Consider the following 26,576-nt stretch of genomic DNA (forward strand, 5'->3'; position numbering starts at 1 on the left):
GGTCTGGCCCGCCGGGCTGCCCAAAAAAACCCCCCCCCAGACAAGGGGCGTGGATTTTTTTCGCCTGCAGATTTTGCGGCAATCAGCCTGAGAGGTTGTACGACGATTGCTGGCACCGGGCCGGACTGTATAAACTGAGATGCATTCTCATCAGTAAAGCTTACTCATTCCATGCCCACACCTGCAGACTATGCGCCTGTCCAACGCCTCTACACCGCTCATCATGCGTGGCTGACCGGTTGGTTGAGCCGTCGTGTGTATGACCGCAGTGATGCCGCAGACCTGAGCCAGGATACTTTTCTGCGCGTACTGAGTGTCCCGCATCAGGCTGAAGATCTGCGTGAGCCGCGCGCCTATCTGGCGACCATTGCCAAGCGTCTGCTGGCCAATCTGTATCGCCGTCGTTCTCTGGAAGACGCCTGGCGCGATGCGCTGGCCAGCTTGCCGGACGAACAGGCGCCCAGCGCTGAGTCTCAGGCCGCCATTCTCGAAGCCCTCAATGAGGTCGATCAGGTGCTTTCCAGGCTCTCGGCCAAGGCCCGTCAGGCGTTCTTGATGTCGCAGATCGAGGGCTATAGCCAGGAAGAAATTGCCCTGACCTTGAATATCAGCGTGCGTACCGTGCAGCGTTATCTGTTACAAGGTTTCGAGGAATGTATCGTCCTGGCTTCGAGTGAATGGCTTTGAGTGCAAAGACTGTCCCGATTGACCGTGAGATTGCTCGCCAGGCGGCGGCATGGATCCTGCGGCTGCAGGCTGCGGATGTAACCGAGCAGGATCACCAGAATTGCGCCCACTGGCGACGCCAGCACGCCGAGCACGAGCGTGCCTGGCAACTGGCCAACCGCTTCAGCGAACAATTGCAGAGTATTCCTCCGGCAGTCGGGCGCTCGACCCTGTATCGCAGTGCCAACCTTAAACGGCGCCTGGCACTCAAGAGCTTGACCACCATGATCGTCGTCGGCTCGCTGGGCTTTGCCGCATCGCGCAGCCCGGCGGTGGTTTCGCTGGTGGCGGATATCAGTACCGGCGTAGGCGAGCGCCGCACCGTCAGCCTGTCTGACGGCACCCTGGTGCAACTCAATACCGACAGTGCCATCGACGTTCGCTACACGCCGGCTGAGCGCATGCTGGTGCTGCGCAAAGGCGAGATTTTCGTCACCACCGGCCGAGCCGATGGCCGACCGTTTTCGGTGGAGTCCGGGCTTGGCAATTACCGGCCGATCGGTACGAAGTTCTCGGTTCGCCAGTTGGCTGACCACGACCTGCTGCAAGTGCTGGAGGGGCAGGTGGCCGTCGTGCCGCACCAGGCGCCTGGCGTGCGTCTGGACGTCGCTGCCGGCCAGCAGGCGCGTGTCACGACCCGCACGGTCCAGGCGTTGCCTGAGCCGGTGCGGGGCATTGACTGGCTGGACGGCGTGCTGCGGGTCGAACGCATGCCGCTGGCTGACTTTGTCGCCGAGCTGGGGCGCTACCGGCGTGGCTGGACCCGCTGTGAGCCGCAAGTGGCCGGGCTGTTGATTTCCGGTGCCTTCCAGCTACAGGACACTGACAGCGTCCTGGCGGCAGTGGCGTTGACCCTGCCGGTGAAGGTCAGTTATGTGACGCGGTATTGGGTCACGCTGGGGCCGCTGCAAAAAAGTTGATAAACCCTGTCGTGTTTTTTGCCGGTGGCGTGTCCTCCCTCCTGAAAACGCACTTACACGCCATCAGGAACCCCCTTCATGCCCGCATCATCGCTGTTTCGTGTCGCTTTGCTCGCCAGGGCCATCGGCGCTCCGGCGCTGGCCTTGAGCTGCATCGCCGTGGCGCCGCAGAGCCATGCCCAGCAAGGTACGCAGTACTATGATGTTCCAGCCGGCCCGCTGAGCGAAAGCCTCGCCGCCTTCGCTGCCAAAGCCGGGGTGACTCTACCGATTGACCCGGTCGTGACCCAGAACCTGCGCAGTGACGCACTCAAAGGCGAGTGGACGATCAGTCAGGGATTCGGGCAACTGCTGCGTGGCAGCGGCCTTGAGGCCGTGCCACAGGCTGGCAACACCTACACATTGCGTGCGTTGCCGGCCAACGGTTCGGCACTGCAGCTCGATGCCACCAACATTTCCGGGCAGCATTCAGGCAGCCAGGCGATTGGCACGGTCGAAGGTTATAGTGCGGCGCGCAGCGCTACCGGAACCAAAACCGACACACCGTTGCGCGATATCCCCCAGTCGATTCAGGTGGTCACCCGCCAGGTGATCGAGGATCAACAGATCACCAGCCTGGGCGATGCCTTGAGTAACGTCAGCAGTATTCAGCGCGGCAACACTCACGGCGGCACTACCGAGAGCTTCTTCATTCGCGGTTTTCAGAACACCACTTATGCGGTGGACGGGATGATGACCAACTCGCTGGTGGTCCGCCCGGAAATCCTCAGCGACCTGAGCAACATCGAGCGCGTTGAAGTGCTCAAGGGGCCGGCCTCGGTGTTGTACGGGCGCGGCAACCCCGGCGGTTTAATCAACCTGGTGACCCGCAAGCCGACCTATACGCCGCAAGGCCAGCTCAAGGCGCAGGTCGGTTCCTGGGACATGCGCCGCTTGCAGGCCTACCTCAGCGGTCCACTGGACAGCCAGCATGCTCTGGCCGGCGGGCTGGCCATTGCGACGCAGACCGAGGGCAGCTTCCGCGACCTGTACCGCGACAGCCACCGGCGCTTCATCGCGCCGACGTTGCTCTGGGAACCAAATGAGCTCACTCGGGTAGAGATGGGCCTGGAGTACACCGAAACCGACGCCCAGTACGACCGCGGCCTGCTGGCGCTCAATGGCAAGGTCGACTCGCGGCATAAACTGTTTCTTGAAGAACCCTGGTCCAGAGCTGAAAGCGACAAGACTGCTGCCTGGGTACGCATCGAGCATCAAGCCAACGACTGGCTGACCCTGCGTCAGGTCACTCGCTGGGATGAATCGAGCAAGCACATGCTCAACGTGTCCCAGCAATCGCTGCAAAGCGATGGCCGCACGACCAATCGGCGGGCGACGGATTTCGACGAGTCGGCCCGTTCGCTGAGCGCCCAGTTCGAAGCCATTGCCGATTTATCGCTGTGGGGGCTGCAACATCAAGTGCTGGGTGGCTTCGAGACGGTCAATGGCAGGCGCCAAGTGCGGATGCTGCGCGCCAATCTGGCAGCGCTGGACATCTTCAACCCTGTGCATGGCGCACAGCCTGGCCCGTTCAGCTTTGGTGAAGACACTCGGGTGCGGCAGAACAGCTACGGGCTGTATCTGCAGGACCAGATTGACCTCAGTGAGCAATGGAAACTGCTGCTTGGTGTGCGCTGGGACAAGGTCGAGCAGCGCAACCGCAACTACACGGCAACCGGCAGCTACAGCGATATCAATATCGAGCCGTCGGACACTTCGCCGCGGGCCGGCATCGTCTATCAGCCGACTGACCGGCTGGCCTTGTATGCCAGCTACAGCACGTCCTTTGCGCCGCAAAACCGGCTGACCCGCGATGGCAGCGTGCTGGACCCGGAAACCGGCGAACAATACGAGATCGGCGCCAGGTACGAGCTGATTCCCGAGCGCATGAGTGCCACCCTTTCGGCATTTGAGATCCGTCGTGAGAACCTGTCCACCACAGACCCTGCCGATAGCAACTATTCGATCCAGACCGGTCAGCAGCGGGTGCGCGGCCTCGAACTGGATGTAAGCGGCGAGATCAGCGATGGCTGGAACCTGATCGGCAACGTGGCCGTGCTCGATGCCAAGCTGATCAAGGACACCCAGCTTGAAGAAGGCAATCGCCTGGAAGGTATTCCGGTGCTCAGTGGCTCGCTATGGTCCAGCTACCAGTTGCAGAACGGCCCACTGCGAGGCCTGGGTATGGGCGCTGGGGTGATTTATGCCGGCAAGCGTTATGGCAACCTGGCCAACAACTACAGTGCCAGCGGTTATGCGCGCATCGACATGAGCCTGTTCTACGACATCAATGAACAGCTGCGGGTATCGCTCAATGCCCGCAACGTGACCGACCGCGATTACATCGAGACGGTCGCCAGTGCCGGTAACTATGCCGGCGAACCGGCCTCCGTGACCGCTACTCTGAGCATGGGCTTCTAGATCTGATTCGCCAGCCGCTGAGCTGCTCAAGGATTAACCTGTCAGCTGGGTGTAACACTTGCAACTTGCAAGCGTCCTGAGCGGCCGAGCGGGCAATCTGCACGATGCGCAAATTATAATTAATTTTTAACTTGTTGATTAATAACGAAATTATAAGGGTTAAAAAGTTGGCACAGCGCTTGCGATATACCTGTTAACCCTCGCTAGACATTGGCGCGGTTTTTCAGAAAAACAGGAGTTCATCGTATGAAGAAGTTCGCTATCGCTGCTGCTGCCGCTGCTCTGACTCTGTCCATGACCGGTGGCGCATTCGCCCAGACCGCTACTCAGGCTCCGCTGATGCTGGCTGCCAACACGACTGTTGAAAACGCCAAGCAAGAAGGCAGCGACACCTGGATCACCACCAAGGTGAAGGCTGACCTGCTGACCGAAAAAGGCATTCCGGGCTCTGACATCAAAGTAGAAACCGCTAACGGCGTGGTTGCCCTGTCTTCGGACGTCAAAGTGACCGAAACTCAGAAGGACACTGCCGTGAACATCGCCAAGAACATCAAAGGCGTGAAGTCGGTGACTGCTGAAGCGCTGAAAGCTGAATAATTCGGTTCGACTATGAGCATCTGACACGGGTTCTGGCCAGGGAGGCCCGAGCCTGGTGTAGAAAGTTCATGCGATCGGCCACACGGATGTGGCCATTACAGGCCCCGGCTCTTGAGTCGGGGCCTGTTCTATTGGAGTCTTGAAAAGTCACTGGCGCTACTGGCCGCGCTTGCTGTCAATGCGTATCAATCGTCCGCCTTCGAAGCGCAAGTAACGAAACATGCCGTGATCAGGGCCGTAGATCCACTCCTCGATTCGTACCTGTTCCGAATACCGATAGTTGCCGCTAAAGCTCTCCTTCGAGCCGATCACCGCCTGGCTGACCGGCGTGCCGCACTTTCTTTCGACCTCGAAGGCATGGTCACCGAGGCTGATCAACTGGCTGCCGCAGCGCATGGTCGATGCCTGTGCCGGGATTGCCAACAGTGCGGTCAGGGTCAGGGTGACGCAGGTCAAAGAGCGGCTCATGGGTTATTCGCTGTCCAGATGCAGGGGGGTGATGACCTGGCCGTCGGCCTGGGCCTTGCCGAGTTGCGCGTCGATGAAGTACACCCGATCATCTTCCAGTCCTGCTTTGCCCACCAGATAATCCTTGATGCTGCTCGCCCGGTCCTGACCGAGCTCGCGTAACAGCACTTCATTGCTGCTCCAGAACTGCAGCATGGCATTGCGTAGCTGATTGGTGCGGGCTTCCTGATCAAGCTGTTCCCACTGTGCCGGTGGTTGCTGCTTGAGCCGGGCGCGATAAATGCCTTCGAGCATCGGTGCCTTTTCGTCTTCCGGCACCTGCAACAGGCTGGCGTTGGCCGGGACCTTGTCACCACGGCGCTGCATGATCTTGTAGTAGGTCAATTGATACTCACGCTCCAGACGCTGGCGCGCGATCAAAGGGCCGTCACTGCTTTGGGCACTGGTGCCCTCGATTTCCAGACGCAGTGTCGGACGCTCCTTGAGGGCTGCGGCGAGTTTGTCTAGCGCCTGTTGCGCTGTACCTGACAAGCTGCTGGAGCCAGGCGCAAACTGGATGCTGCCCAGATCCTGCGAGCCGCCACCGGCCACCAGCCCGCCGATAAATTTGAATGGCGACTGGGCGGCGCGTACTACCAGATTGCGCAGGGTCTGCCAGACAATCGGCATGACACTGAACTGCGGGTTATTCAGGTCACCCTCCACCGGCAATTCCAGAGAGATCCGCCCTTGGGGATCTTTGAGCAGTGCCACCGCCAGCCGAATCGGCAGGTCCAGGGCATCCGGGCTGTCGACCTTCTCACCCAACTGCAACTGTTCGACCAGCACAGTGTTCTCGGCCTTGAGCCGGCCTTCGCTGATTTGATAATGCAGGTCGAGGTTCAGCCGGCCCTTGCGGATGCGAAAGCCTGCGAACTTGCCCGAGTAAGGGGTCAGCGTGGTCAGTTCGACGCGTCTGAAACTGGTCGCGATGTCCAGGCTGGACATCGGGTTGAACGGATTGAGGCTGCCGTGGATGACCACCGGGGCGTAGCGGTCGACCTTGCCCTGGATGTTGACGGGGGCCGGCTTGTTGTGGCTGTTATCGATCGGGCCGATCCGGCCGTTGAGTTGTTGCACGGCGGTGGCGAAGTTCGGCGTCAGGGTGAAGTCAGCGAAGTACGCCGAGCCATCATTGATGTTCACTTCCCCGACCCGGATACCCAGCGGCTTTTGCGCGCTGGCGCTGCTTTTGCTGCGGGTCGCGGTTTTTGGCTCGGCCGGCTGTGGGATCAACAAGTCATCGACGTTGGTGGTGCGGTCTTCGTTGATCATGAAGCGCGCATAGGGTTGCTGCAGATCGACCCGGTCGATGGACAGGCTTTGTCCATGCTGATAGTTCAGGCCGCCCAGCAGCAGTTGCTGCCATTTGACGAAGTCACGCTGCTTGAGCGTGTCGAGGGCGTGCAACTGGTTGACCTGCGCCTTGCCGGTGACGCTCAGGGCCAGCGGCTCGGTGCTCTTGAGATCCACTGCCAGGTCGCTGCCGAGCATGCCGCTGCGCAGTTCCAGACGGATGAACGGGCTGATATAGGCTTGAGCGATGCGCAGGTCGAGGTCTTCACTGGTGACATTGAGCCTGGCGCTGACCGGGGCCAGATTCACTTCGCCGGCGGCGGTCAGCTTGCCTTGCTTACCCAGGCCGGTATCGAGCCTGAGCTTGAAGGGCGACTTGTTCAGGCTGTCGAAATTTTGCAGGTCGAGATTCAGCGGGCCCAGTTCCAGAGCAACGGGGTCGCTTGGCACCCGGTCGGCGAGATGGACCTGATAGTTGCGCAGTTGTACATCGCGCACCAGCACCTGCCAGGGCCGCGAAGCTTCAGCGGGTTTGCCCGGTGCGACTGGCGCCGCAGGCTCGGCCGCTTTGTCGTCAGCGGCGGGTTTGGCGGCGGCGGGCTTTTTGGGGGCAGGCTGGCCGGCGAACAGTTTCTGCCAGTCCAGTTGCCCGTCTGCTTCACGGGCCGCCCAGGTTTCCAGTTTCTGGCTGCGCACTTTACCGACTACTACCTGCTGCTTGACCAGATCCAGGCTTGTGTCACTGACCTCCAGGTTTTGCAAACGCACCAGTGAACGGCCATCGGGGGCGTTGAGTGCCAGGGCCGTCACGTTTGCCCGGATGTTGCTCAGTTGCAGCTCAGTGTTCTTGGCCAGATTCAATTTGTAGCCGGTTTCCAGGCTCAGTCGGCCATCCTGCAAGACCAGCGGCACGGCGTCACGTACATAGGGCCACCAGAGTTTCATCTTGCTGTCGGTGACCTTGAGGGTGCCTTCGGAGGCAATCGGCGCCAGGCTGAAGCGGCCCTGCCAGTCGATCTGCCCGCCGTCAGGGCCGGCCGCCACCAGGGTGGCATCAGTATTGTCTTCAGGCAGGGTGCTGAGATTTTTCAGTTCCAGATTCAACTGGTCGTAGAGAAACTCGATCGGCTCGCCGGGACGCAGGTCACGAAAGTGCAGGTAGCCATCGACCAGCCTGATGCGGTCAATGCGCAGGGCAAAGGGCTTGCCAGCAGGTTCGGCTGCGGGCGATGGCTCAGTGGCAGGCAGCTTGAACAACTGCGTGAGGTTCAATTGGCCGCTCTTGTCGAACAGCAGTTCGGTTTTCGGCTTTACCAGCTCGACGTCAAGCAAATGTAGGGCACCGCTCCACAGGCTGTCGATCTGCAGATTGGCGTAGAGCTTTTCCAGGGCTACCTGCTCTTGGCCCGGTGTGCCGATATTCAGCCCCCAGAGCTTGAGTTCCAGGCTGTAGGGGTTGAACTCCAGGCGCTCGATGCGGGCCGGTACGCTGGCGTACTCGGCCAGTTGCTGGTTGGCAACGCGCAGTGCGATGCCCGGCAGGATAAAAAAGCCCAGCAGGCTGTACAGCACGAAGACCGCCACCAGGGCGCCAATAATACGTTTAAGACCTTTGGGCATTGGTGCAGCGCTCTCTCTGGCAGGAGGTGCTTGGAGTATGGCATGCGCTTTCGGTTCACAAGCCAGTGCCGACCAGCTTCGTAGGAAAATTCCCTATATTTGCCTGCCTTCAGAACTGCAGAACCAGCGTTTTGAGCGGTGGTTGATTATCCAGTGACGGAAAATCATCGGCCGGTCGGATGACTTGCCACTCGCGCACGGGGCGTCCGGCCTTTTCAGCGCAACGCAGCACCTGTTCTTGCCATTCATCCATCGGCACCTTGGCGAGGTTGTTACAGCAGATCAGCACGCCATCTTCGGCAGTCGCCAGCAGTGCCGGTTTGAGCAGGCTCTGATAATCACGCCACAGGTCGACTGTGCCAAAGGCGCTCTTGGCCCAGGCGGGCGGGTCGAGCAGAACCAGGTCATATTGGCGTGGCAAAAGACGCGGATAGGCTGGCAGCTTCTGCCCGCGCCGGGCGGTGACCGGCAGGCCCGCCAACTGACGGATCGCCGGAAAGTAATCGGACTGGATGAACTGCATCGGTGGCAGTTGCGGATTGAGCGTGCCGTTCTCACGACCGACGGCCAGGTTGCCCTCGGCGAAATCCAGGTTGCACACCTCGCGGGCGCCGCCGGCTGCTGCGCTGAGGCCGACCCCGCAGGTATAGGCGAACAAATTCAATACACTCTTGCCGGCGCTGTGTTGGCGCACCCAGCTGCGGGCATTGCGCAGGTCGAGAAACAGCAGCGGGTCCTGGCCTGGGTGTCTGGCACGGACCCGGTACTTCAAGCCGCCTTCATGGCCGACGCTATCCTGCAAGGCCGCTTCGCTGGCCTGAAATACACTGTCTTGGCGATCAATCCTGGAGTTGCCGCCCGAGCGGTCGTTGTACACCGGCAGCAGTTCAAGCCCAAGATGGCGCTGGACGGTATCGATCAACCCCGGTACGACGTCGCTCGCCAGGCTTTCATGGAAGCTCTGAATCAGCAGTTGGGGGCCGTAGCGGTCGATGGTCAGACCTGCGGCACCTTCCTGGCTGCCATGGAACAACCGGTAGCAATCGGTGCCTTGCGCATGCAGTTCAGCCAGCAGCGCTTGACGACGGTCGAGGGCGACGCTGAGCGCCTGGTTCAGGAAGGACATGCAAAGCGCCTCGGGCAGGAACAGGAATGAGGCGCGGGAGTTTATCAGTTACGCAGCCGGCACGGAGGGCTCTGCGTGCCGGCATACAGGAGCGTTGACATCCTCCCCGGCCTGAAGGCCGGAGATTCCTACGGCGCTCAGGCGCGGCATCGAGCCGCCCCCGAGTCGCTTCGGTGGGTTCCTGCTGCTGGCGCCATGACCTCTGCGCTCACTTCACAGGCTAACCGGGCGTGTCCCGCCCTTAGTACATTGATCGCGCCAACCACATCGGCGTTGCCTTCAAAACCACATCCCAGACACCTGAACAGCGCTTGCGTCTGGCGGTTGGCCGCCGACACATGGCCGCAACACGGGCACGTGCGGCTGGTATTTTGCGGCGGCACGGCAATCAGCCAGCCGCCGCGCCACGCCAGCTTGTAGTCCAGTTGGCGGCGGAACTCGAACCAGCCCTGATCGAGGATGGACCTGTTCAGGCCAGACTTGGCCCGAACGTTTCTTCCCGGCGCCTCGGCCGTGCCTGCCGCCGACCTGGACATATTGCGTACCTGCAAGTCCTCGATACACACCATCGCGTGGTTTTGGCTGATCGTGGTGGAGCACTTGTGCAGGTAGTCGCGGCGGGCATTGCCGATGCGCGAGTGAATGCGCTGGACGCGGGCTTTCGCTTTCTTCCAGTTGCGGCTGAATCTGACCTTGCGGCTCATCGCCTGCTGCGCTTTGCACAGCGCGGTTTCATGGCGTTTGAAGCTGTTGAGGGGTGCGTAGAACGAGCCATCCGAAAGCGTGGCGAACCGGGCAATGCCCATGTCGATGCCGACTGCCGCACCCTGTGCCGTGGGCTGCTCATCGACCTCGCGTTCGGTCTGGATACTCACGAACCACTTGCCACACGACTGGCTCACGGTGATGTTCTTCACCGTGCCAGGCACCTCGCGGCTGTTGCGGTAGCGCAGCCAGCCCAGTTTTGGCAGAAACAGGCGGCTGTTGGTCTGGTCGAGCTTGATCTGTTTCGGGTCGGGATAGCGCAAGCTGTTGTTCTGCCCCTTCTTCTTGAACCGGGGAAAGTCGGCTCGCTTGGCGAAGAAGTTGGTGTAGGCCCGTTCCAGATCCTTGAGGCTCTGTTGCAATGGGTGAACAGGCGCATCGGCCAGCCATGCGGCTTGCGGGCTATTGCGCCACTCGGTCAGCAACTTGCACAGGCCCGCATAGCCGAGCTTCTTCTCGCCTTGCTCGTGGCGTTCCTTCTGCAACGCCAGCGCCTTGTTGAAGACGAAGCGACAGGAACCCGCAAAGCGGCGCATTTGCCGCTCCTGCCGGCCGTCTGGCATGAGTTCGTACTTGAAGGCTTGAAGTCGTTGCATGCTGCTCTTGAGCCATGAGCAATGAAGACGACATTAGGCGCGGACGGCACGGTGTTTTCAAGATGCATGCCCATGGGGTCTTTGTAACGAAATACCGCCATAGAGGGGCATCTGTGTCGCCATGTTACTTCAACCGGGGACGGCTACGCCGTCCGCGCTATCCTTCCCCGCCCTGAACGGCGGGGCTTGTCGCGCCCAGATGGTCAGCTGCGAACCACGCCATCGACACGTGGCTTGCGCACCCGGCGGCGGATGAAGAGGGCGCTGAACAGCACGATCAGGATCAGCACCGTGAAGAACACGGTGTTGAACACCGGGAAGGGCTCGTCACGGCTGCTGGTCGACTCAACGGCGGTGATGTTGGGGAACATCGACAGGATCTGGATACGCCAGCCGTAATGACGGATCAGGACCAGTTGCTGTGCGTCACGCGAGTAGCCCTGGGCCTTGGCCTGCAGGTCGGCCGAGTCGAACTTGAAGTACCACGGGAAGCTCCAGCCGGTGTCTTCGTTGCGGTAAACCACGACTTTCTTGGTTTGCGGGTCTTCGGTGTTAATGAAGTAAACGTCACGGGTCGGGCCGTCTGCCGGGTTCTCGGCGTTGATCACGCCGTCAGCGTCCATGCGTTTGACTTCAACGCCGGTGACCAGCACCACATCATGCCGTGGCAGCAGGTAATGCAGGCTCAGTGCGCCCACGCCCACAACCAGAAAAACCACCAGCCAGATCGACCGTCTGAGCCACTTCATGTCATTGTCCTCTTTGAAGAATTGCTTGAGTGTCAGGAATCTGCGGCTTTCTACTAGAAATCGCGCGACTTTGCTTGAATTCCAGTATTTTGCAGCAAATCAGTTATTACAAAATTCGACAAGGCCATCACGGATGGCTGCAAACGACGGAGAGTTGCATGATCTGGTTCCTGGAAGGGCAGTCCAGCCAACGTGAAATCATCATGGGCGCACGCGAAGCCTTGCCAGCGTCGGTACGTATCGTTGCCTCGCATCGCCAGGAGCGTCCGGAAATTACCTGCCAGGCTGACATCGCCCTGCGCGAACCCCATAACAGCGCCGAGCGGGTCGACTGGGTGATCAGCACGGCCCGGCAACTGGGGGTAAAGGTCGTGGTGGCCGGACGCATTGGCAGTGTTTATGAAAACCATCGTCAGCGTTTCGCTGAAGCCGACCTCGATCTGGTCACCGGCGGCCTGTCGCCGCAAACCTTCCACAGCGTAGACGACAAGAGCTGTTTTACCGCCGCCGCCGAGCAGGCCGGGCTGGCCTGTATACCGGGCATCACGGTAACCAATGCCGAGCAATTGCAAGAGGCCTACGCCGCGTTGAGCGTGTACGGTGAGGTATGCATCAAGCCAACGGTCGGCATTTTTGGTCATGGCTTCTGGCGCTTCAAGGACGGCGTTGATGCGTTCCGCTGTTTTGCCAACCCTGATGCGCGCGAGACCACCTTCGACGCTTATCTGCAGGCCTATCGGCAACCTGGCGAGCGCCCTGCGATGCTGGTCATGCCGTACATGGCGGGCAGTGAGTGTTCGGTGGACCTGATCTGTGAAGGCGGCAAGGTGATTACCGGGGTCGGGCGGCGCAAGCAGGGCCTGCATCAGAGTTTTGAGCGCGATACGCCAGCGGTGCAACTGGCGATGCAGGCAGCCGAACACTTCGGCTGCGACGGCCTGGTCAATGTACAGACCCGCGATGACGCGCAGGGCAAACCGCACCTGCTGGAAATTAACCCGCGTTATTCCGGCGGTATCGGTTATACCCGTGAAACAGGCGTCAACTTGCCCGGTATTTTTGCGTGTCGACGTCTTGGCCTGAAAGAACCGGAAACAAATTGGTTGCCAAATATGCGCGTGAAGGCCATTACGGTGGCTGTACGGGCTCTCGCGTGATCGTGAATAATAGATTTTTACTATTAGTCAGTCTTTCAGCCCATCAAGGAGGACCGGTATGAAAGTGCTGGCACCTGGCGCAAACATCGCTCTTGCCAATGCCCGCTGCTCCTGGAATCTGGAGAGCGGCAAGGCTTCGGTTTTCGGCGACTTTGCCGCCGTGGCGCTGCTGCCGGTCAACGAGAAGCGCCAGCCTACCGGCGACGCCGCGTTGCTGCATGATGAGCAGCGCTGGATGGAATGGAGCGGCGGCCCGGAAAACGTCGGCTGCACCCTGACCCTCGACAACCTTCCGGGCGGCAGCGACCGGGTGCTGTTGATGGTTTATGTCTATGCAGCGGCCGGCCCGGTCAGTGACGTCAGCAGCGTGGCCCTGCAGATCGACAACGACATCGAGTATCGCCTTGACCTGCGCGACAACGGCGAAGCCTCGATCATCATCGGTGAGTTCTACCGCCGCAATGAGCAATGGAAATTTCGTGCCCTGAGCGAAGGCTCGGCCTATGGCCTGGCGGCATTCGGGCGCAACATCGGCCTGACGGTCAGCGATTACCACCCGCGGCGCGGTGCCAATAGCGGTGGCCAGAACGAACCGCGACATCAGTCAGCGACCGGCACGGCATTCGCGGTGGGGCCGGCGCACTTGATGACCTGCGCGCATGTCATCGAAGACATGAGCGTACTGCATATCAGCTCTCTGGAAGGCCGCTACAAGGTCGAACCGGTGGTGGTTGACCGACGCAATGACATTGCCTTGCTGCGCGTGCAGGGGGCCTCGCCGCTTCACTCATTGCCGTTTCGCGAAGGGCCGGGCTGCGAGGCGGGTGACAACGTCGTTGCCCTGGGCTATCCGCTGGCGTCGATTTCCGGTGGCAGCCTGCAGGTCACCCAAGGCGGTATTTCCAGCCTGTTCGGCCTGCACAGCGATGCCAGCCTGTTGCAATTCACCGCACCGATCCAGCCTGGCTCCAGTGGCAGTCCACTGTTCGACAGCGGCGGCGCGGTGGTCGGCATGGTCACCTCCAGCGTGCCGGACGCACAGAATATGAACTTTGCAGTCAAATCCGCGCTGCTGGTGGCGTTTCTACAAGCCTGTCGGGTACCAACGACGTTGCTGCGCCCGGAAAGAACCTACAGCACAACTGAAATATCCCGTACCGCACAGTCGGCGTTATGGCTGGTCGAAGCCTCCCGTAGCTGACTCTGATTGGTCGGTACACCCCGATACACTTGCTTCTCCAACCAGGATTTGATCGATGAACAGCCGTCAGGCGCTTCCCCAACCGACCATGCTGCATGCCCAATTGATGCGTGGACGCCTCGATGTGACGGTGGATGCCTCCTCCATTGCCCCTGATTCGCTGTTCGGCTTTGCCGAGCGGCGTAACCCCAAGCGTGCCTTTCTGTTCGTCTCACGAGTACTGGGCCGGCACATTCCTGTGCGCCCGGCGGTCATGCAGCAGAGTTTCGAAGACCTTGCCGCGCGGATTCCTGCGGACCTGCCGGGGCCGGTCCTGATCATCGGCATGGCAGAGACTGCCGTCGGCCTTGGTGCCGGGGTGCATCGCGCCTACAGCCAGACCCGCGACGATGTGCTGTACATGGTCAGCACCCGGCATCCAACCGGTACTGAGTTGTTCGCCCGTTTCGAAGAAGAGCACAGCCATGCCAGTGCCCACCTGATTCACCAGCCTGTCGACCCGCTCCTGCGCGAAATGATGCTTGCCGCGCGTTCGCTGGTGCTGGTCGATGACGAAGCCTCGACCGGCAAGACCTTCATCAACCTGCATCACGCGCTGGTCGAGGCCGGCCTGACGCGGATCGAGCGATTGGTGACCTGTGTGCTGACCGACTGGTCGGCAGGCGCGGTCAGCCGCAGCGCAAACGTGCAGACCGAGCAGGTTTCGCTGCTGCAGGGTAACTATCACTTTGCCGAAGACCCTGAGGCGCCATTGCCTGAAATGCCTCAGGTAGGCACCGTGGCGGCGGGTGACTGGTCATTGTCGGCAGATAATGACTGGGGCCGGCTGGGGGTGCGTTCGGTCAACGACAGCCTGGCGCCGGACCTGCAAGTCAAGGCCGGGGAGAAAATCCTCGTGGTGGGTACCAGTGAGTTCGTCTGGCGGCCGTTCCTGCTGGCTGAGCGGCTGGAGCGGGCCGGTGCCGATGTGCATTTCAGCTCCACCAGCCGTTCGCCGATTGCTTTGGGCCATGCCATCGGGCATGCCTTGTCGTTCGCTGACAACTACGGGCTGGGGATTCCCAATTTTCTCTACAACGTCCGCCCCGGGCACTACGACCGGGTACTGATCTGCACCGAAACCCCGGCTCAGGCCGTCGCGGCCGAACTGGTCGAAGCACTCAATGCCGAGGTCATCTGTGATGAGTAATCCACGCCCTCTGATTCTCGTCGACCTTGACGACACGCTGTTTCAGACCGCGCGCAAGACCGCGCCGGGTATCGAAAAGCACCCTGCGACCGTGGATATCAGCGGTAACCCCAACGGCTACATGACCAACGTGCAGCAATCGTTCGTCAACTGGATGCTGGCCAATGCCGACGTGGTGCCGGTGACCGCCCGCAGTGTCGAGGCCTACAGCCGGGTAAAGCTGCCATTCACGCAGGGCGCCATCTGCTCGCATGGCGGGGTGATGCTCGATGCCGGCGGCCGGGTGGATCAGGACTGGAACGAGCAGATGAAGCAAACCTTGGCGGGCTATCAGATGCGTTTGCACGAGCTGTGCGCCGCGACCCTGGCGATTGGTCAGGAACTGGGTTTTTCGTTGCGCGGCTGGGTGGTGGAGGAGGCGCGCCTGTTCCATTACGTCGTCACCAAGCACAACGAAAGCGACGACCGGATCCTTGAGCGGGTGCTGGCTGAAGTTCAGACCCGTGGCCTGCTCGACGGCATGCATGTGCATGGCAATGGCAACAACCTGGCATTCCTGCCCGATGGTCTGGCCAAGCGCTATGCCGTGCAGGAATGGTTGCGCCGCGACCGGGCGGTGCATGGCGAGCGCCCGGTGTTGGGCTTTGGCGACAGCATCACTGACCTGGACTTCATGAACGAATGTCACTGGTGGGCAACCCCGGCCCGCAGTCAGTTGGCCCGGGTGTTTCTGGAGGCGACCGGTGAGTAACCCGCGGCACGGCCCGGTGCGCGGTCCGATTCAGGGCATGCCCACCGTCGGCAGCGGCAGCTACCGTGAGGACGACGTGCAGTTTCTGCTGCGCAGTGTCGACATCGAAGTCACCGGCGTCGAAGAAAAAGAGCGGTTGATCCAGACCCGGCAAAAGCACTATTCGGAAATGATCAGCCAGGAACAGGCGCCGACGCCTGAGCACCAGCAGCTATACGAGCGCGCCCTGGCGTACAACGGTCAGCGTATGGCCGAAGATGTCCAGGCACTTGCCCAAGCCCTTGACCGGGAGTGCCACGGGCCGCAGATCGTGCTGGTGTCGTTCGTGCGTGCCGGCCTGCCGTTGGGCGTGCTGCTGGGCCGCGCCCTGCGCGACCTGGGGCGCCAGGTCTTTCATTACGGCATCAGTATCATCCGCGACCGGGGCATCGATCAGCTTGCCCTGAAGACGATCATCGAGGCTCATGGCGCGCAGTCGATCATGTTCGTCGACGGCTGGACCGGCAAAGGCGCAATCAGTGCTGAGGTACAACGTAGCCTGGCGCAAGACCCGCGTTTCAGCGGGCCGCCCCGGCTGGTGGTGCTCGCCGATCCCTGCGGCCGCGCCTGGCTGGCGGCCTCCGCCGAAGACTGGGTCATTCCTTCCGGGATTCTCGGTGCTACCGTTTCCGGGCTGGTCTCGCGCTCCATCTGGCCGTCTGAGGCCGGTTTGCATGGTTGCGTGGTCTACGATCATTTGCAGGCCCACGACGTGACCCGGCCGTTTGTCGACCGGATTGACGGTCTGCGTCGGCAATTGCCTGCCGTAACCACGGCGCAGCCATGGTCGGCAGACCAGGCTGGGCAGTTGCAGGCAGCGGCGGGGCAGGCCATTGATGGTCTGGCGGTGCGGTTTGCAGTGAGCAACTTCAACCGGATCAAACCGGGTATTGCGGAAGCGACGCGGGCAGTCATGCGCCGGGTACCTGATCATGTACTGGTGCGCGACAAGCGTGACAGTGACGTGCAGCTACTGTTGCATCTGACCGAACGGGCGGGCGTCCCGGTCGAGCAGGTTGGTGCTGCGCTGGGGCCCTATCGGGCGGCAACCATTATTCGGAGTCTCAGCTGATGGCCCTTTTTTCGCCTTATGCGCTGGGCGCGACCCTCTACATGCCGGCCACCCGGGAAGATATCCTCGAGGTGGTATTTGGCCGCAAGATTCCCGAACTCCGCTCGTTGGTGGTGTGTCTGGAAGATGCCGTGGCGCCGGTTGATGTGGCCACGGCGCTGGATAACCTGCGTGAAGTGCTGCTGCGTATCGAGACTGTCGGCGGGCGTCCCGAAAATGGCCCGTTGCTGTTCGTGCGGCCTCGTGATGCGCAGATGGCGGCGGTGCTCAACGACTGGCCGCTGATGCGCCATGTGGACGGTTTCGTGGTGCCCAAGCTGTCGCTGGGCAACCTGCGCAGTTGGGAGCAGGCAGTGACCAATCCGGCGCTGGCGCTGATGCCGACCCTGGAAACCCCTGAGGTATTCAATCCGCTGGCCATGGCTGACCTGGGCCAGGCGCTCAAGGGCAGTCTCGATCAGCGCATCATTGCCTTGCGCATTGGCGGCAATGACCTGATGGGGTGCCTGGGGTTGCGACGCAATCCGGCCATGACGCTGTATGGCACGCCGATGGGCTATGTGATTCCAATGCTGGCGGGGGTCATGGGGTCGCTGGGTTTTGCCCTGACCGCGCCGGTCTTCGAACAACTGGCAACCCCGGAAATTCTTGAGCAGGAGCTTGCACTGGACATCTCCCATGGCCTGGTGGGCAAGACCGCGATCCATCCTTCGCAGATCACCGCCATCCAGAACGCCTTGCGGGTCAGCCTGGAAGATATGAATTCTGCACGGATGATATTGAACTCTGCGGCGGCTGCGGTGTTCAAGTACAACGACGCGATGTGTGAGCCGGCCACCCATTACAAGTGGGCAACCCGCATCATGGAGCGCGCCAAGTGGCATGGCGTGTTGCCGGCGCCGGCTGCAATCGTGGATGCCAGCATTCGACTCGCTGAGGCGGTTAGCTAAATGACAGAGCCAGTGATAGAACCCGATCTGGAAGTTGAGGTGCAGGAGCGCCTGTTGGCGGTGTTCGATTTTGACGGAACCCTGACCCGGCATGACAGCTTCGTACCTTTTCTGAAGTTCGCCTTCGGTCAGCGGACATTTTCCTCGCGCATGGCGCGCATGGTGCTGCCCGGTCTCGGTTATCTGGCGCGGCGCGTGACCCGCGACGAGTTGAAAGCGCGATTGATCAAAGCTTTCCTCAGCGGCGTCGAAGCCCAGTGGGTCGAGGAAAAGGCCCAAGCCTTCTGCGACGCGTGGTGGGATCGCCTGATGCGCCCGACCGCCTTGGTTTCCGTGGCAGCCGAGCTTGAAAAGGGCGCCATTGTGACGCTCTGCTCGGCATCGCCAGAAATCGTTCTGCGCCCGTTTGCTGATCGCCTCAAGGTCGAGCTGATCGGCACCAGCCTTGAGATTGTCGATGGCAAGCTGACCGGGCTGATCGAAGGCAGCAATTGCCGACGTGATTCCAAGGTCAGCCGTCTTGAAGGTGTCTACGGCCCGCTGAGCCAGTTCCGGGTGCGCGCCTGGGGCGACACCAGTGGTGACCACGAATTGCTCGCCGCCGCCCAGGATGCCCACTGGCGACATTTCCATCCGGCGTGGCAGCGGGGGCGCTACAAGGCCCTGCCCAAAACCCCGTCCAAGGCGGCCATTAACGCCAAGTTACACAATCGTGATGGCTTTGATGAGCCATCGCGGTAACGCTGTCACGCTTTTAATCCGACTACCGTAGTTCAAGGGAGCGAAAAATGGCACTCACGTTGGCAAAAAACCAGACAATCTCGCTGGAAAAGACCGCCGGCACGGGCCTGAAAAAGGTCAGCATGGGCCTGGGCTGGGATCCCGAGAAAGCCAGCGGGTTCTTCGGCAAACTGCTCGGCGGCGGTGGCGAGATCGACCTTGATGCCTCGTGCATCATGCTCGACGCCGACAAAAAGCCGCTGGACCTGGTCTGGTTCCGTCAGTTGCAATCGCGCGACGGCGCCATCCAGCACTCCGGCGACAACCGTACCGGCGAAGGCGCCGGTGACGACGAAACGATCAGCGTCGACCTGGAGCGTCTGCCGGGCACCGTCAAGTACCTGGTGTTCACCGTCAACTCGTTCACCGGGCAGACCTTCGAGAAGGTCGCCAACGCCTATTGCCGTATCGTCGACAATGGCTCGCGCAACGAGCTGGGTCGCTTCGACCTGTCCGAGAAAGGCCATCACACCGGCGTGGTCATGTCCTACCTGACCCGTACCGCAAGCGGCTGGGACTTCACCGCAGTCGGTCAGGTGACCAACGGCCGTACCGCTGACGATCTGGTCGATCTGGCCATTGGAGCGATTCGCGCATGACCCACCTTGTCCCAGGCGCCAACGCGCCAGTAGCGGCCGGCCCATTGACGGTCGACGTCGAGTACTCGCCTCTGGCAGGTGCTGAAATCGACATCTCTGCATTTTTGCTGACCAATACCGGCAAGGTGCGTGGCGACCAGGACATGTGTTTCTACGGCCAGACCAGCGTCAACGGCGGCGCTGTGCAACTGACCGACAGCGCTACCGGCAAGGTGCGCTTCAATCTGGACCTGGCGCGACTGGACCCGGCGATCGAGAAGGTTGCACTGACCGCAACCATCCACGAGAACAAGGCCAGTTTCGATAAGGTCTCGCGTTTGCAGGTGAGCATCAGCGGCGGTCTTGAGGCGGCAATTTCCACCTCGGGCATGCAGGAAACCGCACTGATTCTTGGTGAGTTCTATCTGCGTCAGGGCGCCTGGAAATTCCGCTGCGTTGCTCAGGGTTTTGCTGGCGGCCTGGAGCCGCTGGCGAAGAACTTCGGGGTTGAGGTGGCGGCTCCCGAGGTGCAGCCTCCAGCTCCAGCTCCAGCTCCAGCTCCAGCTCCAGCTCCAGCTCCAGCTCCAGCTCCAGCTCCGGCACCGGCACCTGCGGCCAAACCCACGGTCAGCCTGAGCAAGATCACGCTGGACAAGACACGCGCCTCGATCAGTCTGGAAAAGACCAGTGCCGGTTTCGGCGAAATTCGCGTCAACCTGAACTGGAACCGCCGCAGCGAAGGTTCGGGCGGTTTTTTCTCGCGGCTCAAAAGCAATGCCATCGATCTCGATGTCGGCTGCCTGTTCGAGCTGCAGGACGGTTACAAGGGCGCCGTGCAGGCGCTGGGCAATGCCTTCGGTTCGCTGCAGGAAGAGCCTTACATCAAGCTGATGGGCGACGACCGTACCGGTTCTGTCAGTGAGGGTGAGTGGTTGCATATCAATGGCAGCCACTGGAGCAAGATTCGCCGGATCCTGATCTACGCCTTCATTTACGAGGGCGCACCGAACTGGAAGGAAACCGACGGGGTGATCACGATCCACGTGCCAGGCCAGCCACCGATCGAGGTGCGTCTGAACGAGGAGGGCGGTCGCCAGGGCATGTGTGCGATCGCCCTGCTGGAAAACGACAACGGCGCGGTCAAGGTGACTCGCCGGGTTGATTTCCATAACGGCCACAGCAATATGGACAAGGCTTACAACTGGGGTATGCGCTGGGCGGCTGGCTCGAAGTGAATGTCGTTGATGTCAGTGGGTGCCTCTAAAAACGTAGGCGAGGCAGCCAGCGCCAGGCGAAATCAGGCTAAAAAGCGGAGCTTACGGGTTGTAAGTGAGCACTTTTAGCCTGATTTCAACAACGCGATGGCCACGCAGGTAGTTTTTAGAGGTGCCCACGTGGATTCCGTAATTAAGAGTGTTGGGGCGGCCGTGCCGCTCCAAAGGGGGATAGAATGCTGGACTGGTTGAAAAGCAATGCAACAGCGGCGCGTGACAAACTCGCCTCTGAGGTCTCGAAGTACAAGAACCGCGAATTCCTTGATGCGGTTGTGTCGGGATGTGCGCTGGTCGCGGCTGCTGATGGTGATATCAGCTCCGCCGAGAAGCAGAAGATGGCGGGTTTCATCCAGAACTCCCAGGAACTCAAAGCCTTTGACATGAAAGATGTCATCAAGGCCTTCCAGGATGCTTGCTCCAAGTTCGAATTCGATGTCGAGATCGGTCGTGCCGAAGCACTCAAGACCATTGGCAAGATCAAGAACAAGGAAGATGCTGCGCGTCTGTTGATTCGCGTCTGCTGCGCCATTGGTGGTGCCGACGGCAGTTTCGAAGAAAGCGAGCGCCAGGTGTGCCGGATCATTTGTCGCGAACTGGGCCTGAACCCGGCCGACTTCGATCTGTAATCTATATCCCTCGAGGTACTCTGTTAAATGGAAAGCAGCACTGCTATCGGCTTCCCGCCCCTGACAATGACCGTATTTATCGGTCTTGCCGTTGGCGCGATGATCATCGACCTCTTTTCGCACCGCGGCAACAAGCCGATCACCCTGACCCAGGCCTCTCTGTGGTCGATCTTCTGGGTCGCCATCTCGGTGGCGTTCGGCGTGTTCCTGTACTTCCAGCACGGCTCAGAAGTTTCGACCCTGTTCTTTACCGGCTATGCGCTGGAAAAAGTCCTCAGTGTCGACAACCTGTTCGTGTTCATGGCCCTGTTCGCCTGGTTCAAGATTCCCGATGGCCTGCGCCATCGTGTTCTGTACTGGGGCATCATGGGCGCCATTGTGTTCCGCGGCATCTTCGTGGCCATCGGTACCGGCCTGCTGGCCCTGGGCCCATGGGTCGAAGTGGTGTTTGCGATCATCGTTGCCTGGACCGCAATCATGATGTTGCGTGCCGGCGATGACGACGACGAAGAGATCGACTACTCGCAGCACATGGCTTACCGCTTCGCCAAGAAACTGTTCCCGGTCTGGCCAAAGCTGCACGGCCACAACTTCTTCGTGCGCCGTTCGGTACTCGAAGAAGAGATCAAGAAGCCTGAAAACGCCGGTATCACTCTGGCGGCCAAAGGTGCTCTGTTTGCAACCCCACTGTTTCTGTGTGTGGTTGTGGCCGAGATCTCCGACGTGCTGTTCGCTTTCGACTCGGTACCGGCGATCATCGCTGTCAGCCGTGAGCCGCTGATCGTCTACTCGGCGATGCTGTTCGCAATCCTGGGCCTGCGTACCCTGTACTTCGTCCTCGAAGCACTCAAGCGCTACCTGGTGCACCTGGAAAAAGCAGTTATTGCGTTGCTGTTCTTCATCGCCTTCAAACTGGGCCTGAACGCAACCGATCACATCTTCGGCCACGGCTACGGCATCAGCCCGAACACCAGCCTGATCGTCGTCATGGTTGTACTGGCCATCGGTATTCTGGCCAGCGTACTGTTCCCGGCCAAAGACGAAGAACCGGCTGCAAAAGCGTAAATACTGGAAAAAGGAGATTACCCAATCATGGCTTTGACTCTGCAAAAAGGTGGCAACCTTTCGCTGTCCAAGACTGACCCGAGCCTGACCAATGTGTTGATCGGCCTGGGCTGGGATCCACGCGCCACCGACGGTCAGGAGTTCGATCTGGACGCCAGTGCTTTCCTGATCGGCGCCAGTGGCAAGGTCCGCAGTGAAGCGGATTTCATTTTCTACAACCAGCTCAAGAGCGCTGATGGCTCCGTCGAGCACACCGGTGACAACCGTACCGGTGCCGGTGACGGCGACGACGAAGTGATCAAGGTCGACCTGAGCCGCGTACCGGCCGACGTCGAGAAAGTCGTGTTCGTGGTCACCATCCATGACGCCGATTCGCGCAAGCAGAACTTCGGTCAGGTGGGTGGTTCGTTCATTCGCGTGGTCAACGAGAAAAGCGGCAGCGAGATCGTACGTTACGACCTGGCTGAAGATGCCTCGACCGAAACCGCCATGCTGTTCGCCGAACTGTACCGCAACAATGGCGAGTGGAAATTCCGCGCTGTCGGCCAGGGTTATGCCGGTGGCCTGCGCGCTGTTGCCAACAATCTCGGCCTGAATTTCTGATTCAGGCTTTATCTGTATTCACTGGAGGAACACGCAAATGGCTGTAAGTCTGAGCAAAGGCGGCAACGTCTCTCTGTCCAAAGAAGCTCCTGGTCTGTCGGAAATCACTGTTGGCCTGGGCTGGGACCCTCGCGTGACTGACGGTACCGAGTTCGACCTCGACGCTTCGATCTTCGTCGTTGGTGAAAATGGCAAGGTGCTGAACGACAGCGGCTTCATTTTCTACAACAACAAGAAGTCGGCTGATGGCTCGGTCGAGCACCTGGGCGACAACCGCTCCGGCGCTGGCGAAGGCGACGACGAGTCGGTACTGGTCAAGCTGACCGGCCTGGCTGCCGACGTGAAGAAGCTGGTGTTCGCTGTGACCATCCACGACGCCGATGCACGCAAGCAGAGCTTCGGTCAGGTTTCCAACGCCTACATCCGCGTTGTGAACAAGGCTGACGGCAAGGAAATCGCCCGTTACGACCTGTCGGAAGATGCTTCCACCGAAACCGCGATGATCTTCGGTGAGCTGTATCGTCACAACGACGAGTTCAAGTTCAAGGCCATCGGCCAGGGCTTCGCCGGCGGCCTCAAGCCACTGGCTGAAGCTCATGGTGTATCGATCGGCTGATCCTGATCGGTAAACAAAAACCGCCATCTTCGATGGCGGTTTTTTTATTAGAGAATTCCTGCGCTTTTGGCTGCCTTCAGCCAGTCAGGAAACTCCTCCATCAGCAGGTCATAGAGTTTCTCTTCAGCAATCTCGTCCAGTCGGTCGAGGGCGAAGAAATTGCAGTTATCCACCACTCGGCCTTCCATGTCGTCGAGCTTCTCCAGAACCCCGTAACCATGCCCGCCCAGGCCGACAAACTGCCAGAAGATCGGTAGCCTGGCGGCTTCGCTCATCAGTTTGATGATCTCGCGGTTCTGCGATACGCCGCCATCGCTGATGAACAGGATATACACCGGGGTACGGTCGCCAGACTGCTTGTAGAAGTCGATCACCTGACGCATGACCTTGGGTTCGTTATTGACCCGTGAACCCAGTTCCCAGTCGCGCCAGCCGCCATGGTCGGTCTTGATGAAATCGCGGAAGTTGCTCAAGGTGACCGGCGTCAAGCGCATTGGCTTTGCGGCAAAGGCCCAGCAATCCAGCGCGCCGTCATCGTCAAAATGCACTGCCAGCGGCAACAGACGGTCAACGACTTCCTGGACATGGCCTCTGGAGTACTGGCCGTTCATGGAGCCGGAAGCATCCAGCACCAGCCCGACCCGGGCACGGGTATCGGTCAACTGCGCCTTTTCCAGGCTGACCTGGGCTTTCTTGGCCAGGCTGACCAGTTGTGGAGCCGCCTCGGCCACTTTCTTTTCCAGAGAAATTTTCGCGGCCGCCACGACAGGTGCCGGCGCCGGAGCAGGCTCATCGGCGACCTCGCCGCCAAAATGCACCACCAGGGCATCGAGCCCTGCGTTGTAGCCCTGCAGGTTGGAAGCCAGCCGCCACTCACCGTTCTTGCGATACAGGTCAATGACCATGATCGCTTTTTCGGCGTTGAAGCTGCTGCCGGAGAACTCGCCGCGGGCAACCTCGCGACCCGCCTCGCCGATACTGAAGTGGCTGGCGCGGATCTGCTGCATGGTGCCTGCACCATCGATCGAGGCGGTGAACACCAGCCGATCAATGCTGGCCGGCAGGCTGCTCAGGTTCAGGCGAAACTCATTGCCTTGCTGCTGGATGCTATTGCACGGGCTGGCCGGCTGATTGAAGAAGATCATGTAGCGATCATCTGACAGCTTGCCGTTGGCGTCGACGCCGAAGCACACATAGTCAATGACATGTGGCGAGTCGATGGCGAGGGTCAGGGTCAATGTCTGGCCCGAGATCAGGTTCGACAGCGGGACACGTTGTCCTTGGGAAATCAGCATGGCGCCTCCTGGAGTTTGACGTGGACGTTTGACTGCAGCGATCAGCGTTCGCTGCGGCCCACACTGCCAGCCGGCAGGGCCGCCAGCATGCGTCCGGCCAGGCGCGAGAAGGGCAGGCTCTGCAGCCAGACGGTGCCGGGACCGGTCAGGCGGGCGAAAAACACGCCTTCGCCACCGAACAGCATCGACTTGATACCGCCGACCATGCGGATGTCGTAATCGACGTTCTGGGTCATGGCTGCCAGGCAACCGGTATCGACATCCAGCGATTCCCCAGGTGCCAGCTCGATACGCCTTACCGTACCGCCGGTATGCACGAACACCCAGCCGTCACCTTCGAGTTTCTGCAGGATGAAGCCTTCACCGCCGAACAGCCCGGTGAGGATCTTTTTCTGGAACTGGATGCCGATGGACACGCCCTTGGCCCCGGCCAGAAAGCTGTCTTTCTGGCACACCAGCTTGCCGCCGAAATCGCGCAGGTTGAGCGGCAGAATGGTGCCGGGGTAGGGTGCAGCGAAGGCCACCCGGCCTTTGCCTGCGCCCTGTTGCGAGAACACCGTGGTGAACAGGCTTTCGCCGGTGAGCATGCGCTTGCCGGCACCGAACAATGAACCGAGTAGCCCGGAGGACTGACTGCTGCCGTCGCCGAAGATGGTTTCCATCTGTACGTCGCAGGTCTTGTACATCATCGCCCCGGCTTCGGCCACGGCGCTTTCACCACGGTCCAGCTCAAGCTCGACGAACTGCGTCTCGCTGCCGTACAGCTTGAAGTCAACGCCCTCGGTCACTGCCAGGGCGCCATAACCACTGGAGGCGCCAGACGCCGGGCTGGCTGCCGCTGGAACCGGTTGGGCGGAGGGCTGTGCGGGCGGTGCACTGTGCGGCGGCACTGCAGTGGGCCGAGGCTGCAGCATGTCAGCAGTCGGGTCGGGGAAAGGCGTGATGCCGTCCTTTTTCACGGCACGCACCTGTGGCACCTGATAAATCAGCTGCCAATCGGCCATGCCTGCGGTCCAGCACCAGGCGCCCGGTGCTTCCCGGGCAATCAGTCGAGCCGCTGCGTCATCCATCGGGCCCAACTGCTTGCCCGCATTCACTACGAACCACTGTTGCATGGTGCTGACTCCTGCTATAGATGCGATGGCTGCCTTACAGGCTCAGACGCATGGACAGGTCCACCGCCTTGACATCCTTGGTCATCGAGCCGATAGAGATATAGTCCACCCCCGTTTCTGCAATCACCCGCAAGGTCTGCTCGCTGATGCCGCCGCTGGCTTCGAGCTTGGCGCGGCCATTGTTCAGGCGCACCGCTTCGCGCATGTCATCCAGGCTCAGCTCGTCGAGCATGATGATATCGGCGCCGGCGTCCAGCGCTTCGCGCAGCTCATCAAGGCTCTCGACTTCCACCTCGACCGGTTTGCCTGGCGCGATCTTGTGTGCGGCCGCAACGGCCTGAGGGATGCCGCCGCAGGCGGCGATGTGGTTTTCCTTGATCAGGAATGCATCGTAAAGGCCGATGCGGTGGTTATGGCAGCCACCGCAGGTAACTGCATATTTTTGTGCCAGACGCAGGCCCGGCAGGGTCTTGCGGGTGTCGAGCAATTGCACTTGTGTGCCGTTTACCAGGTCGGCGAAGAACCGCGCGCGGGTGGCGACACCGGACAACAGCTGCAGGAAGTTCAGCGCACTGCGTTCACCGGTGAGCAATGAACGGGCCGGCCCCTCAAGATGAAACAGAATCTGGTCAGCGTTGACCCGGTCACCGTCGGCAACTTGCCAGTGCACTGCAACCCGTGGATCAAGCTGGCGGAACACGGTATCGACCCAGGCCGTGCCGGATATCACCGCATTATCGCGAGAAATGATCGTGGCCTTGGCCAGACGGCTCTCCGGGATCAACTGGGCAGTGATGTCGCCGCTGCCGACATCCTCAAGCAACGCACGACGGACGTTGGCTTCGATTTCAGCGGTCAGGGCAGCAAGTCGTACATTCGGCATAGCGGGCTCCACTCACAAAG

At 60.5% G+C, this 26,576-nt stretch carries 25 protein-coding genes and 1 pseudogene; 18 read left to right on the forward strand and 8 right to left on the reverse strand.

Annotated elements, in window-relative coordinates; genetic code table 11:
- The first annotated feature begins 171 nt into the window (after positions 1-171).
- The 4 genes from NRB16_RS11850 to NRB16_RS11865 all read left to right on the forward strand — a co-directional run bounded on the left by NRB16_RS11850 (position 172) and on the right by NRB16_RS11865 (position 4,703).
- Complete coding sequence (locus NRB16_RS11850) at positions 172-687, forward strand: sigma-70 family RNA polymerase sigma factor (RefSeq protein ID WP_257106210.1); 516 nt, start codon at positions 172-174, stop codon at positions 685-687.
- Entirely contained in the window at positions 678-1,646 is a 969-nt protein-coding gene (locus NRB16_RS11855; RefSeq protein WP_045487743.1) for a FecR domain-containing protein, read from the forward strand. The genes NRB16_RS11850 and NRB16_RS11855 overlap by 10 nt, the downstream gene beginning before the upstream one ends.
- Before the next feature lie 78 nt (positions 1,647-1,724).
- The gene (locus NRB16_RS11860) at positions 1,725-4,106 is read left to right on the forward strand and encodes a TonB-dependent receptor (RefSeq protein WP_257106211.1); all 2,382 of its coding nucleotides are present in this window, start codon (positions 1,725-1,727) and stop codon (positions 4,104-4,106) included.
- A gap of 246 nt (positions 4,107-4,352) precedes the next feature.
- Positions 4,353-4,703 (forward strand): BON domain-containing protein, encoded by a 351-nt coding sequence (locus NRB16_RS11865; RefSeq protein WP_257106212.1) that lies wholly within the window; start codon positions 4,353-4,355, stop codon positions 4,701-4,703.
- Between the two features lie 156 nt (positions 4,704-4,859).
- Here NRB16_RS11865 and NRB16_RS11870 read toward each other — a convergent pair whose 3' ends face one another.
- The 4 genes from NRB16_RS11870 to NRB16_RS11885 all read right to left on the reverse strand — a co-directional run bounded on the left by NRB16_RS11870 (position 4,860) and on the right by NRB16_RS11885 (position 10,613).
- Positions 4,860-5,171, reverse strand: a complete 312-nt coding sequence (locus NRB16_RS11870; RefSeq protein WP_257106213.1) for a DUF2845 domain-containing protein — start codon at positions 5,169-5,171, stop codon at positions 4,860-4,862.
- A gap of 3 nt (positions 5,172-5,174) precedes the next feature.
- Positions 5,175-8,126 carry a DUF748 domain-containing protein gene (locus tag NRB16_RS11875; RefSeq protein ID WP_257106214.1) on the reverse strand — a complete coding sequence of 984 codons (2,952 nt, stop codon included), beginning with the start codon at positions 8,124-8,126 and terminating at the stop codon, positions 5,175-5,177.
- 109 nt (positions 8,127-8,235) lie between these two features.
- On the reverse strand, positions 8,236-9,252 hold the full coding sequence (locus NRB16_RS11880) for a class I SAM-dependent rRNA methyltransferase (protein ID WP_257106215.1): 1,017 nt from the start codon (positions 9,250-9,252) through the stop codon (positions 8,236-8,238).
- Positions 9,253-9,389: 137 nt separating this feature from the next.
- Positions 9,390-10,613 (reverse strand): transposase, encoded by a 1,224-nt coding sequence (locus NRB16_RS11885; protein ID WP_257106216.1) that lies wholly within the window; start codon positions 10,611-10,613, stop codon positions 9,390-9,392.
- A gap of 14 nt (positions 10,614-10,627) precedes the next feature.
- Here NRB16_RS11885 and NRB16_RS11890 point away from each other — a divergent pair.
- A pseudogene (locus NRB16_RS11890) lies at positions 10,628-10,720 on the forward strand (IS200/IS605 family transposase); the annotation flags it as partial.
- A 96-nt stretch (positions 10,721-10,816) separates the two neighbouring features.
- Here the strand turns inward: NRB16_RS11890 and NRB16_RS11895 are convergent.
- Positions 10,817-11,362, reverse strand: a complete 546-nt coding sequence (locus tag NRB16_RS11895; protein WP_045487759.1) for a DUF1523 family protein — start codon at positions 11,360-11,362, stop codon at positions 10,817-10,819.
- A 158-nt stretch (positions 11,363-11,520) separates the two neighbouring features.
- On the opposite strand from NRB16_RS11895, the gene NRB16_RS11900 reads away from it, so the two are divergent.
- The 13 genes from NRB16_RS11900 (at position 11,521) to NRB16_RS11960 (ending at position 23,263) form a co-directional block, all read left to right on the forward strand.
- A complete protein-coding gene (locus tag NRB16_RS11900) occupies positions 11,521-12,519 on the forward strand; it encodes an ATP-grasp domain-containing protein (protein WP_253139359.1) in 999 nt (332 codons plus the stop codon).
- A gap of 58 nt (positions 12,520-12,577) precedes the next feature.
- On the forward strand, positions 12,578-13,720 hold the full coding sequence (locus NRB16_RS11905) for a trypsin-like peptidase domain-containing protein (RefSeq protein WP_257106217.1): 1,143 nt from the start codon (positions 12,578-12,580) through the stop codon (positions 13,718-13,720).
- A 55-nt stretch (positions 13,721-13,775) separates the two neighbouring features.
- Complete coding sequence (locus NRB16_RS11910) at positions 13,776-14,909, forward strand: phosphoribosyltransferase domain-containing protein (RefSeq protein WP_257106218.1); 1,134 nt, start codon at positions 13,776-13,778, stop codon at positions 14,907-14,909.
- Positions 14,902-15,660: a trehalose-phosphatase gene (locus NRB16_RS11915; protein ID WP_045487770.1), complete on the forward strand. Its 759-nt coding sequence runs from the start codon at positions 14,902-14,904 to the stop codon at positions 15,658-15,660. The genes NRB16_RS11910 and NRB16_RS11915 overlap by 8 nt, the downstream gene beginning before the upstream one ends.
- Before the next feature lie 37 nt (positions 15,661-15,697).
- Positions 15,698-16,771, forward strand: a complete 1,074-nt coding sequence (locus NRB16_RS11920; protein ID WP_306456424.1) for a cysteine protease StiP domain-containing protein — start codon at positions 15,698-15,700, stop codon at positions 16,769-16,771.
- A complete protein-coding gene (locus NRB16_RS11925) occupies positions 16,771-17,721 on the forward strand; it encodes an HpcH/HpaI aldolase/citrate lyase family protein (RefSeq protein WP_253139353.1) in 951 nt (316 codons plus the stop codon). The genes NRB16_RS11920 and NRB16_RS11925 overlap by 1 nt, the downstream gene beginning before the upstream one ends.
- On the forward strand, positions 17,722-18,462 hold the full coding sequence (locus NRB16_RS11930; protein ID WP_045487775.1) for an HAD-IB family hydrolase: 741 nt from the start codon (positions 17,722-17,724) through the stop codon (positions 18,460-18,462).
- 47 nt (positions 18,463-18,509) lie between these two features.
- Positions 18,510-19,100 (forward strand): TerD family protein, encoded by a 591-nt coding sequence (locus NRB16_RS11935; RefSeq protein ID WP_045487778.1) that lies wholly within the window; start codon positions 18,510-18,512, stop codon positions 19,098-19,100.
- Positions 19,097-20,314 carry a TerD domain-containing protein gene (locus tag NRB16_RS11940; RefSeq protein WP_257106219.1) on the forward strand — a complete coding sequence of 406 codons (1,218 nt, stop codon included), beginning with the start codon at positions 19,097-19,099 and terminating at the stop codon, positions 20,312-20,314. The genes NRB16_RS11935 and NRB16_RS11940 overlap by 4 nt, the downstream gene beginning before the upstream one ends.
- Positions 20,315-20,529: 215 nt before the next feature.
- Entirely contained in the window at positions 20,530-20,979 is a 450-nt protein-coding gene (locus NRB16_RS11945; RefSeq protein ID WP_045487784.1) for a tellurite resistance TerB family protein, read from the forward strand.
- Between the two features lie 27 nt (positions 20,980-21,006).
- Positions 21,007-22,044 (forward strand): TerC/Alx family metal homeostasis membrane protein, encoded by a 1,038-nt coding sequence (locus NRB16_RS11950; RefSeq protein WP_045487787.1) that lies wholly within the window; start codon positions 21,007-21,009, stop codon positions 22,042-22,044.
- A gap of 27 nt (positions 22,045-22,071) precedes the next feature.
- A complete protein-coding gene (locus NRB16_RS11955) occupies positions 22,072-22,647 on the forward strand; it encodes a TerD family protein (RefSeq protein WP_045487790.1) in 576 nt (191 codons plus the stop codon).
- A 37-nt stretch (positions 22,648-22,684) separates the two neighbouring features.
- Positions 22,685-23,263, forward strand: coding sequence for a TerD family protein (locus tag NRB16_RS11960; RefSeq protein WP_045487792.1), 579 nt, complete (start codon positions 22,685-22,687; stop codon positions 23,261-23,263).
- Between the two features lie 47 nt (positions 23,264-23,310).
- On the opposite strand, the gene NRB16_RS11965 is transcribed toward NRB16_RS11960, so the two are convergent.
- Genes NRB16_RS11965 through nadC form a run of 3 tightly spaced genes read right to left on the reverse strand, consistent with a single transcriptional unit; the run spans position 23,311 to position 26,556 of the window.
- Positions 23,311-24,558 carry a VWA domain-containing protein gene (locus tag NRB16_RS11965; protein WP_257106220.1) on the reverse strand — a complete coding sequence of 416 codons (1,248 nt, stop codon included), beginning with the start codon at positions 24,556-24,558 and terminating at the stop codon, positions 23,311-23,313.
- Positions 24,559-24,599: 41 nt separating this feature from the next.
- Positions 24,600-25,673 carry a TIGR00266 family protein gene (locus NRB16_RS11970; protein ID WP_257106221.1) on the reverse strand — a complete coding sequence of 358 codons (1,074 nt, stop codon included), beginning with the start codon at positions 25,671-25,673 and terminating at the stop codon, positions 24,600-24,602.
- A gap of 34 nt (positions 25,674-25,707) precedes the next feature.
- Positions 25,708-26,556 (reverse strand): carboxylating nicotinate-nucleotide diphosphorylase, encoded by an 849-nt coding sequence (nadC, locus tag NRB16_RS11975; protein ID WP_045487801.1) that lies wholly within the window; start codon positions 26,554-26,556, stop codon positions 25,708-25,710.
- Between the last annotated feature and the right edge of the window lie 20 nt (positions 26,557-26,576).

The organism is Pseudomonas sp. LJDD11 (assembly GCF_024584215.1).
In the GTDB taxonomy this organism is placed as follows: domain Bacteria; phylum Pseudomonadota; class Gammaproteobacteria; order Pseudomonadales; family Pseudomonadaceae; genus Aquipseudomonas.

Bases quoted from the DNA above. Each gene is read 5' to 3' on its own strand.
- NRB16_RS11910 (WP_257106218.1), top strand. From the start codon at position 13,776: ATGAACAGCCGTCAGGCGCTTCCCCAACCGACCATGCTGCATGCCCAA.
- NRB16_RS11935 (WP_045487778.1), top strand. From the start codon at position 18,510: ATGGCACTCACGTTGGCAAAAAACCAGACAATCTCGCTGGAAAAGACC.
- NRB16_RS11885 (WP_257106216.1), bottom strand. From the start codon at position 10,613: ATGCAACGACTTCAAGCCTTCAAGTACGAACTCATGCCAGACGGCCGG.
- NRB16_RS11930 (WP_045487775.1), top strand. From the start codon at position 17,722: ATGACAGAGCCAGTGATAGAACCCGATCTGGAAGTTGAGGTGCAGGAG.
- NRB16_RS11970 (WP_257106221.1), bottom strand. From the start codon at position 25,673: ATGCAACAGTGGTTCGTAGTGAATGCGGGCAAGCAGTTGGGCCCGATG.
- NRB16_RS11850 (WP_257106210.1), top strand. From the start codon at position 172: ATGCCCACACCTGCAGACTATGCGCCTGTCCAACGCCTCTACACCGCT.
- nadC (WP_045487801.1), bottom strand. From the start codon at position 26,556: ATGCCGAATGTACGACTTGCTGCCCTGACCGCTGAAATCGAAGCCAAC.
- NRB16_RS11860 (WP_257106211.1), top strand. From the start codon at position 1,725: ATGCCCGCATCATCGCTGTTTCGTGTCGCTTTGCTCGCCAGGGCCATC.
- NRB16_RS11880 (WP_257106215.1), bottom strand. From the start codon at position 9,252: ATGTCCTTCCTGAACCAGGCGCTCAGCGTCGCCCTCGACCGTCGTCAA.
- NRB16_RS11950 (WP_045487787.1), top strand. From the start codon at position 21,007: ATGGAAAGCAGCACTGCTATCGGCTTCCCGCCCCTGACAATGACCGTA.
- NRB16_RS11960 (WP_045487792.1), top strand. From the start codon at position 22,685: ATGGCTGTAAGTCTGAGCAAAGGCGGCAACGTCTCTCTGTCCAAAGAA.
- NRB16_RS11900 (WP_253139359.1), top strand. From the start codon at position 11,521: ATGATCTGGTTCCTGGAAGGGCAGTCCAGCCAACGTGAAATCATCATG.
- NRB16_RS11920 (WP_306456424.1), top strand. From the start codon at position 15,698: ATGCCCACCGTCGGCAGCGGCAGCTACCGTGAGGACGACGTGCAGTTT.
- NRB16_RS11925 (WP_253139353.1), top strand. From the start codon at position 16,771: ATGGCCCTTTTTTCGCCTTATGCGCTGGGCGCGACCCTCTACATGCCG.
- NRB16_RS11945 (WP_045487784.1), top strand. From the start codon at position 20,530: ATGCTGGACTGGTTGAAAAGCAATGCAACAGCGGCGCGTGACAAACTC.
- NRB16_RS11870 (WP_257106213.1), bottom strand. From the start codon at position 5,171: ATGAGCCGCTCTTTGACCTGCGTCACCCTGACCCTGACCGCACTGTTG.
- NRB16_RS11855 (WP_045487743.1), top strand. From the start codon at position 678: ATGGCTTTGAGTGCAAAGACTGTCCCGATTGACCGTGAGATTGCTCGC.
- NRB16_RS11965 (WP_257106220.1), bottom strand. From the start codon at position 24,558: ATGCTGATTTCCCAAGGACAACGTGTCCCGCTGTCGAACCTGATCTCG.
- NRB16_RS11955 (WP_045487790.1), top strand. From the start codon at position 22,072: ATGGCTTTGACTCTGCAAAAAGGTGGCAACCTTTCGCTGTCCAAGACT.
- NRB16_RS11875 (WP_257106214.1), bottom strand. From the start codon at position 8,126: ATGCCCAAAGGTCTTAAACGTATTATTGGCGCCCTGGTGGCGGTCTTC.
- NRB16_RS11865 (WP_257106212.1), top strand. From the start codon at position 4,353: ATGAAGAAGTTCGCTATCGCTGCTGCTGCCGCTGCTCTGACTCTGTCC.
- NRB16_RS11915 (WP_045487770.1), top strand. From the start codon at position 14,902: ATGAGTAATCCACGCCCTCTGATTCTCGTCGACCTTGACGACACGCTG.
- NRB16_RS11905 (WP_257106217.1), top strand. From the start codon at position 12,578: ATGAAAGTGCTGGCACCTGGCGCAAACATCGCTCTTGCCAATGCCCGC.
- NRB16_RS11940 (WP_257106219.1), top strand. From the start codon at position 19,097: ATGACCCACCTTGTCCCAGGCGCCAACGCGCCAGTAGCGGCCGGCCCA.
- NRB16_RS11895 (WP_045487759.1), bottom strand. From the start codon at position 11,362: ATGAAGTGGCTCAGACGGTCGATCTGGCTGGTGGTTTTTCTGGTTGTG.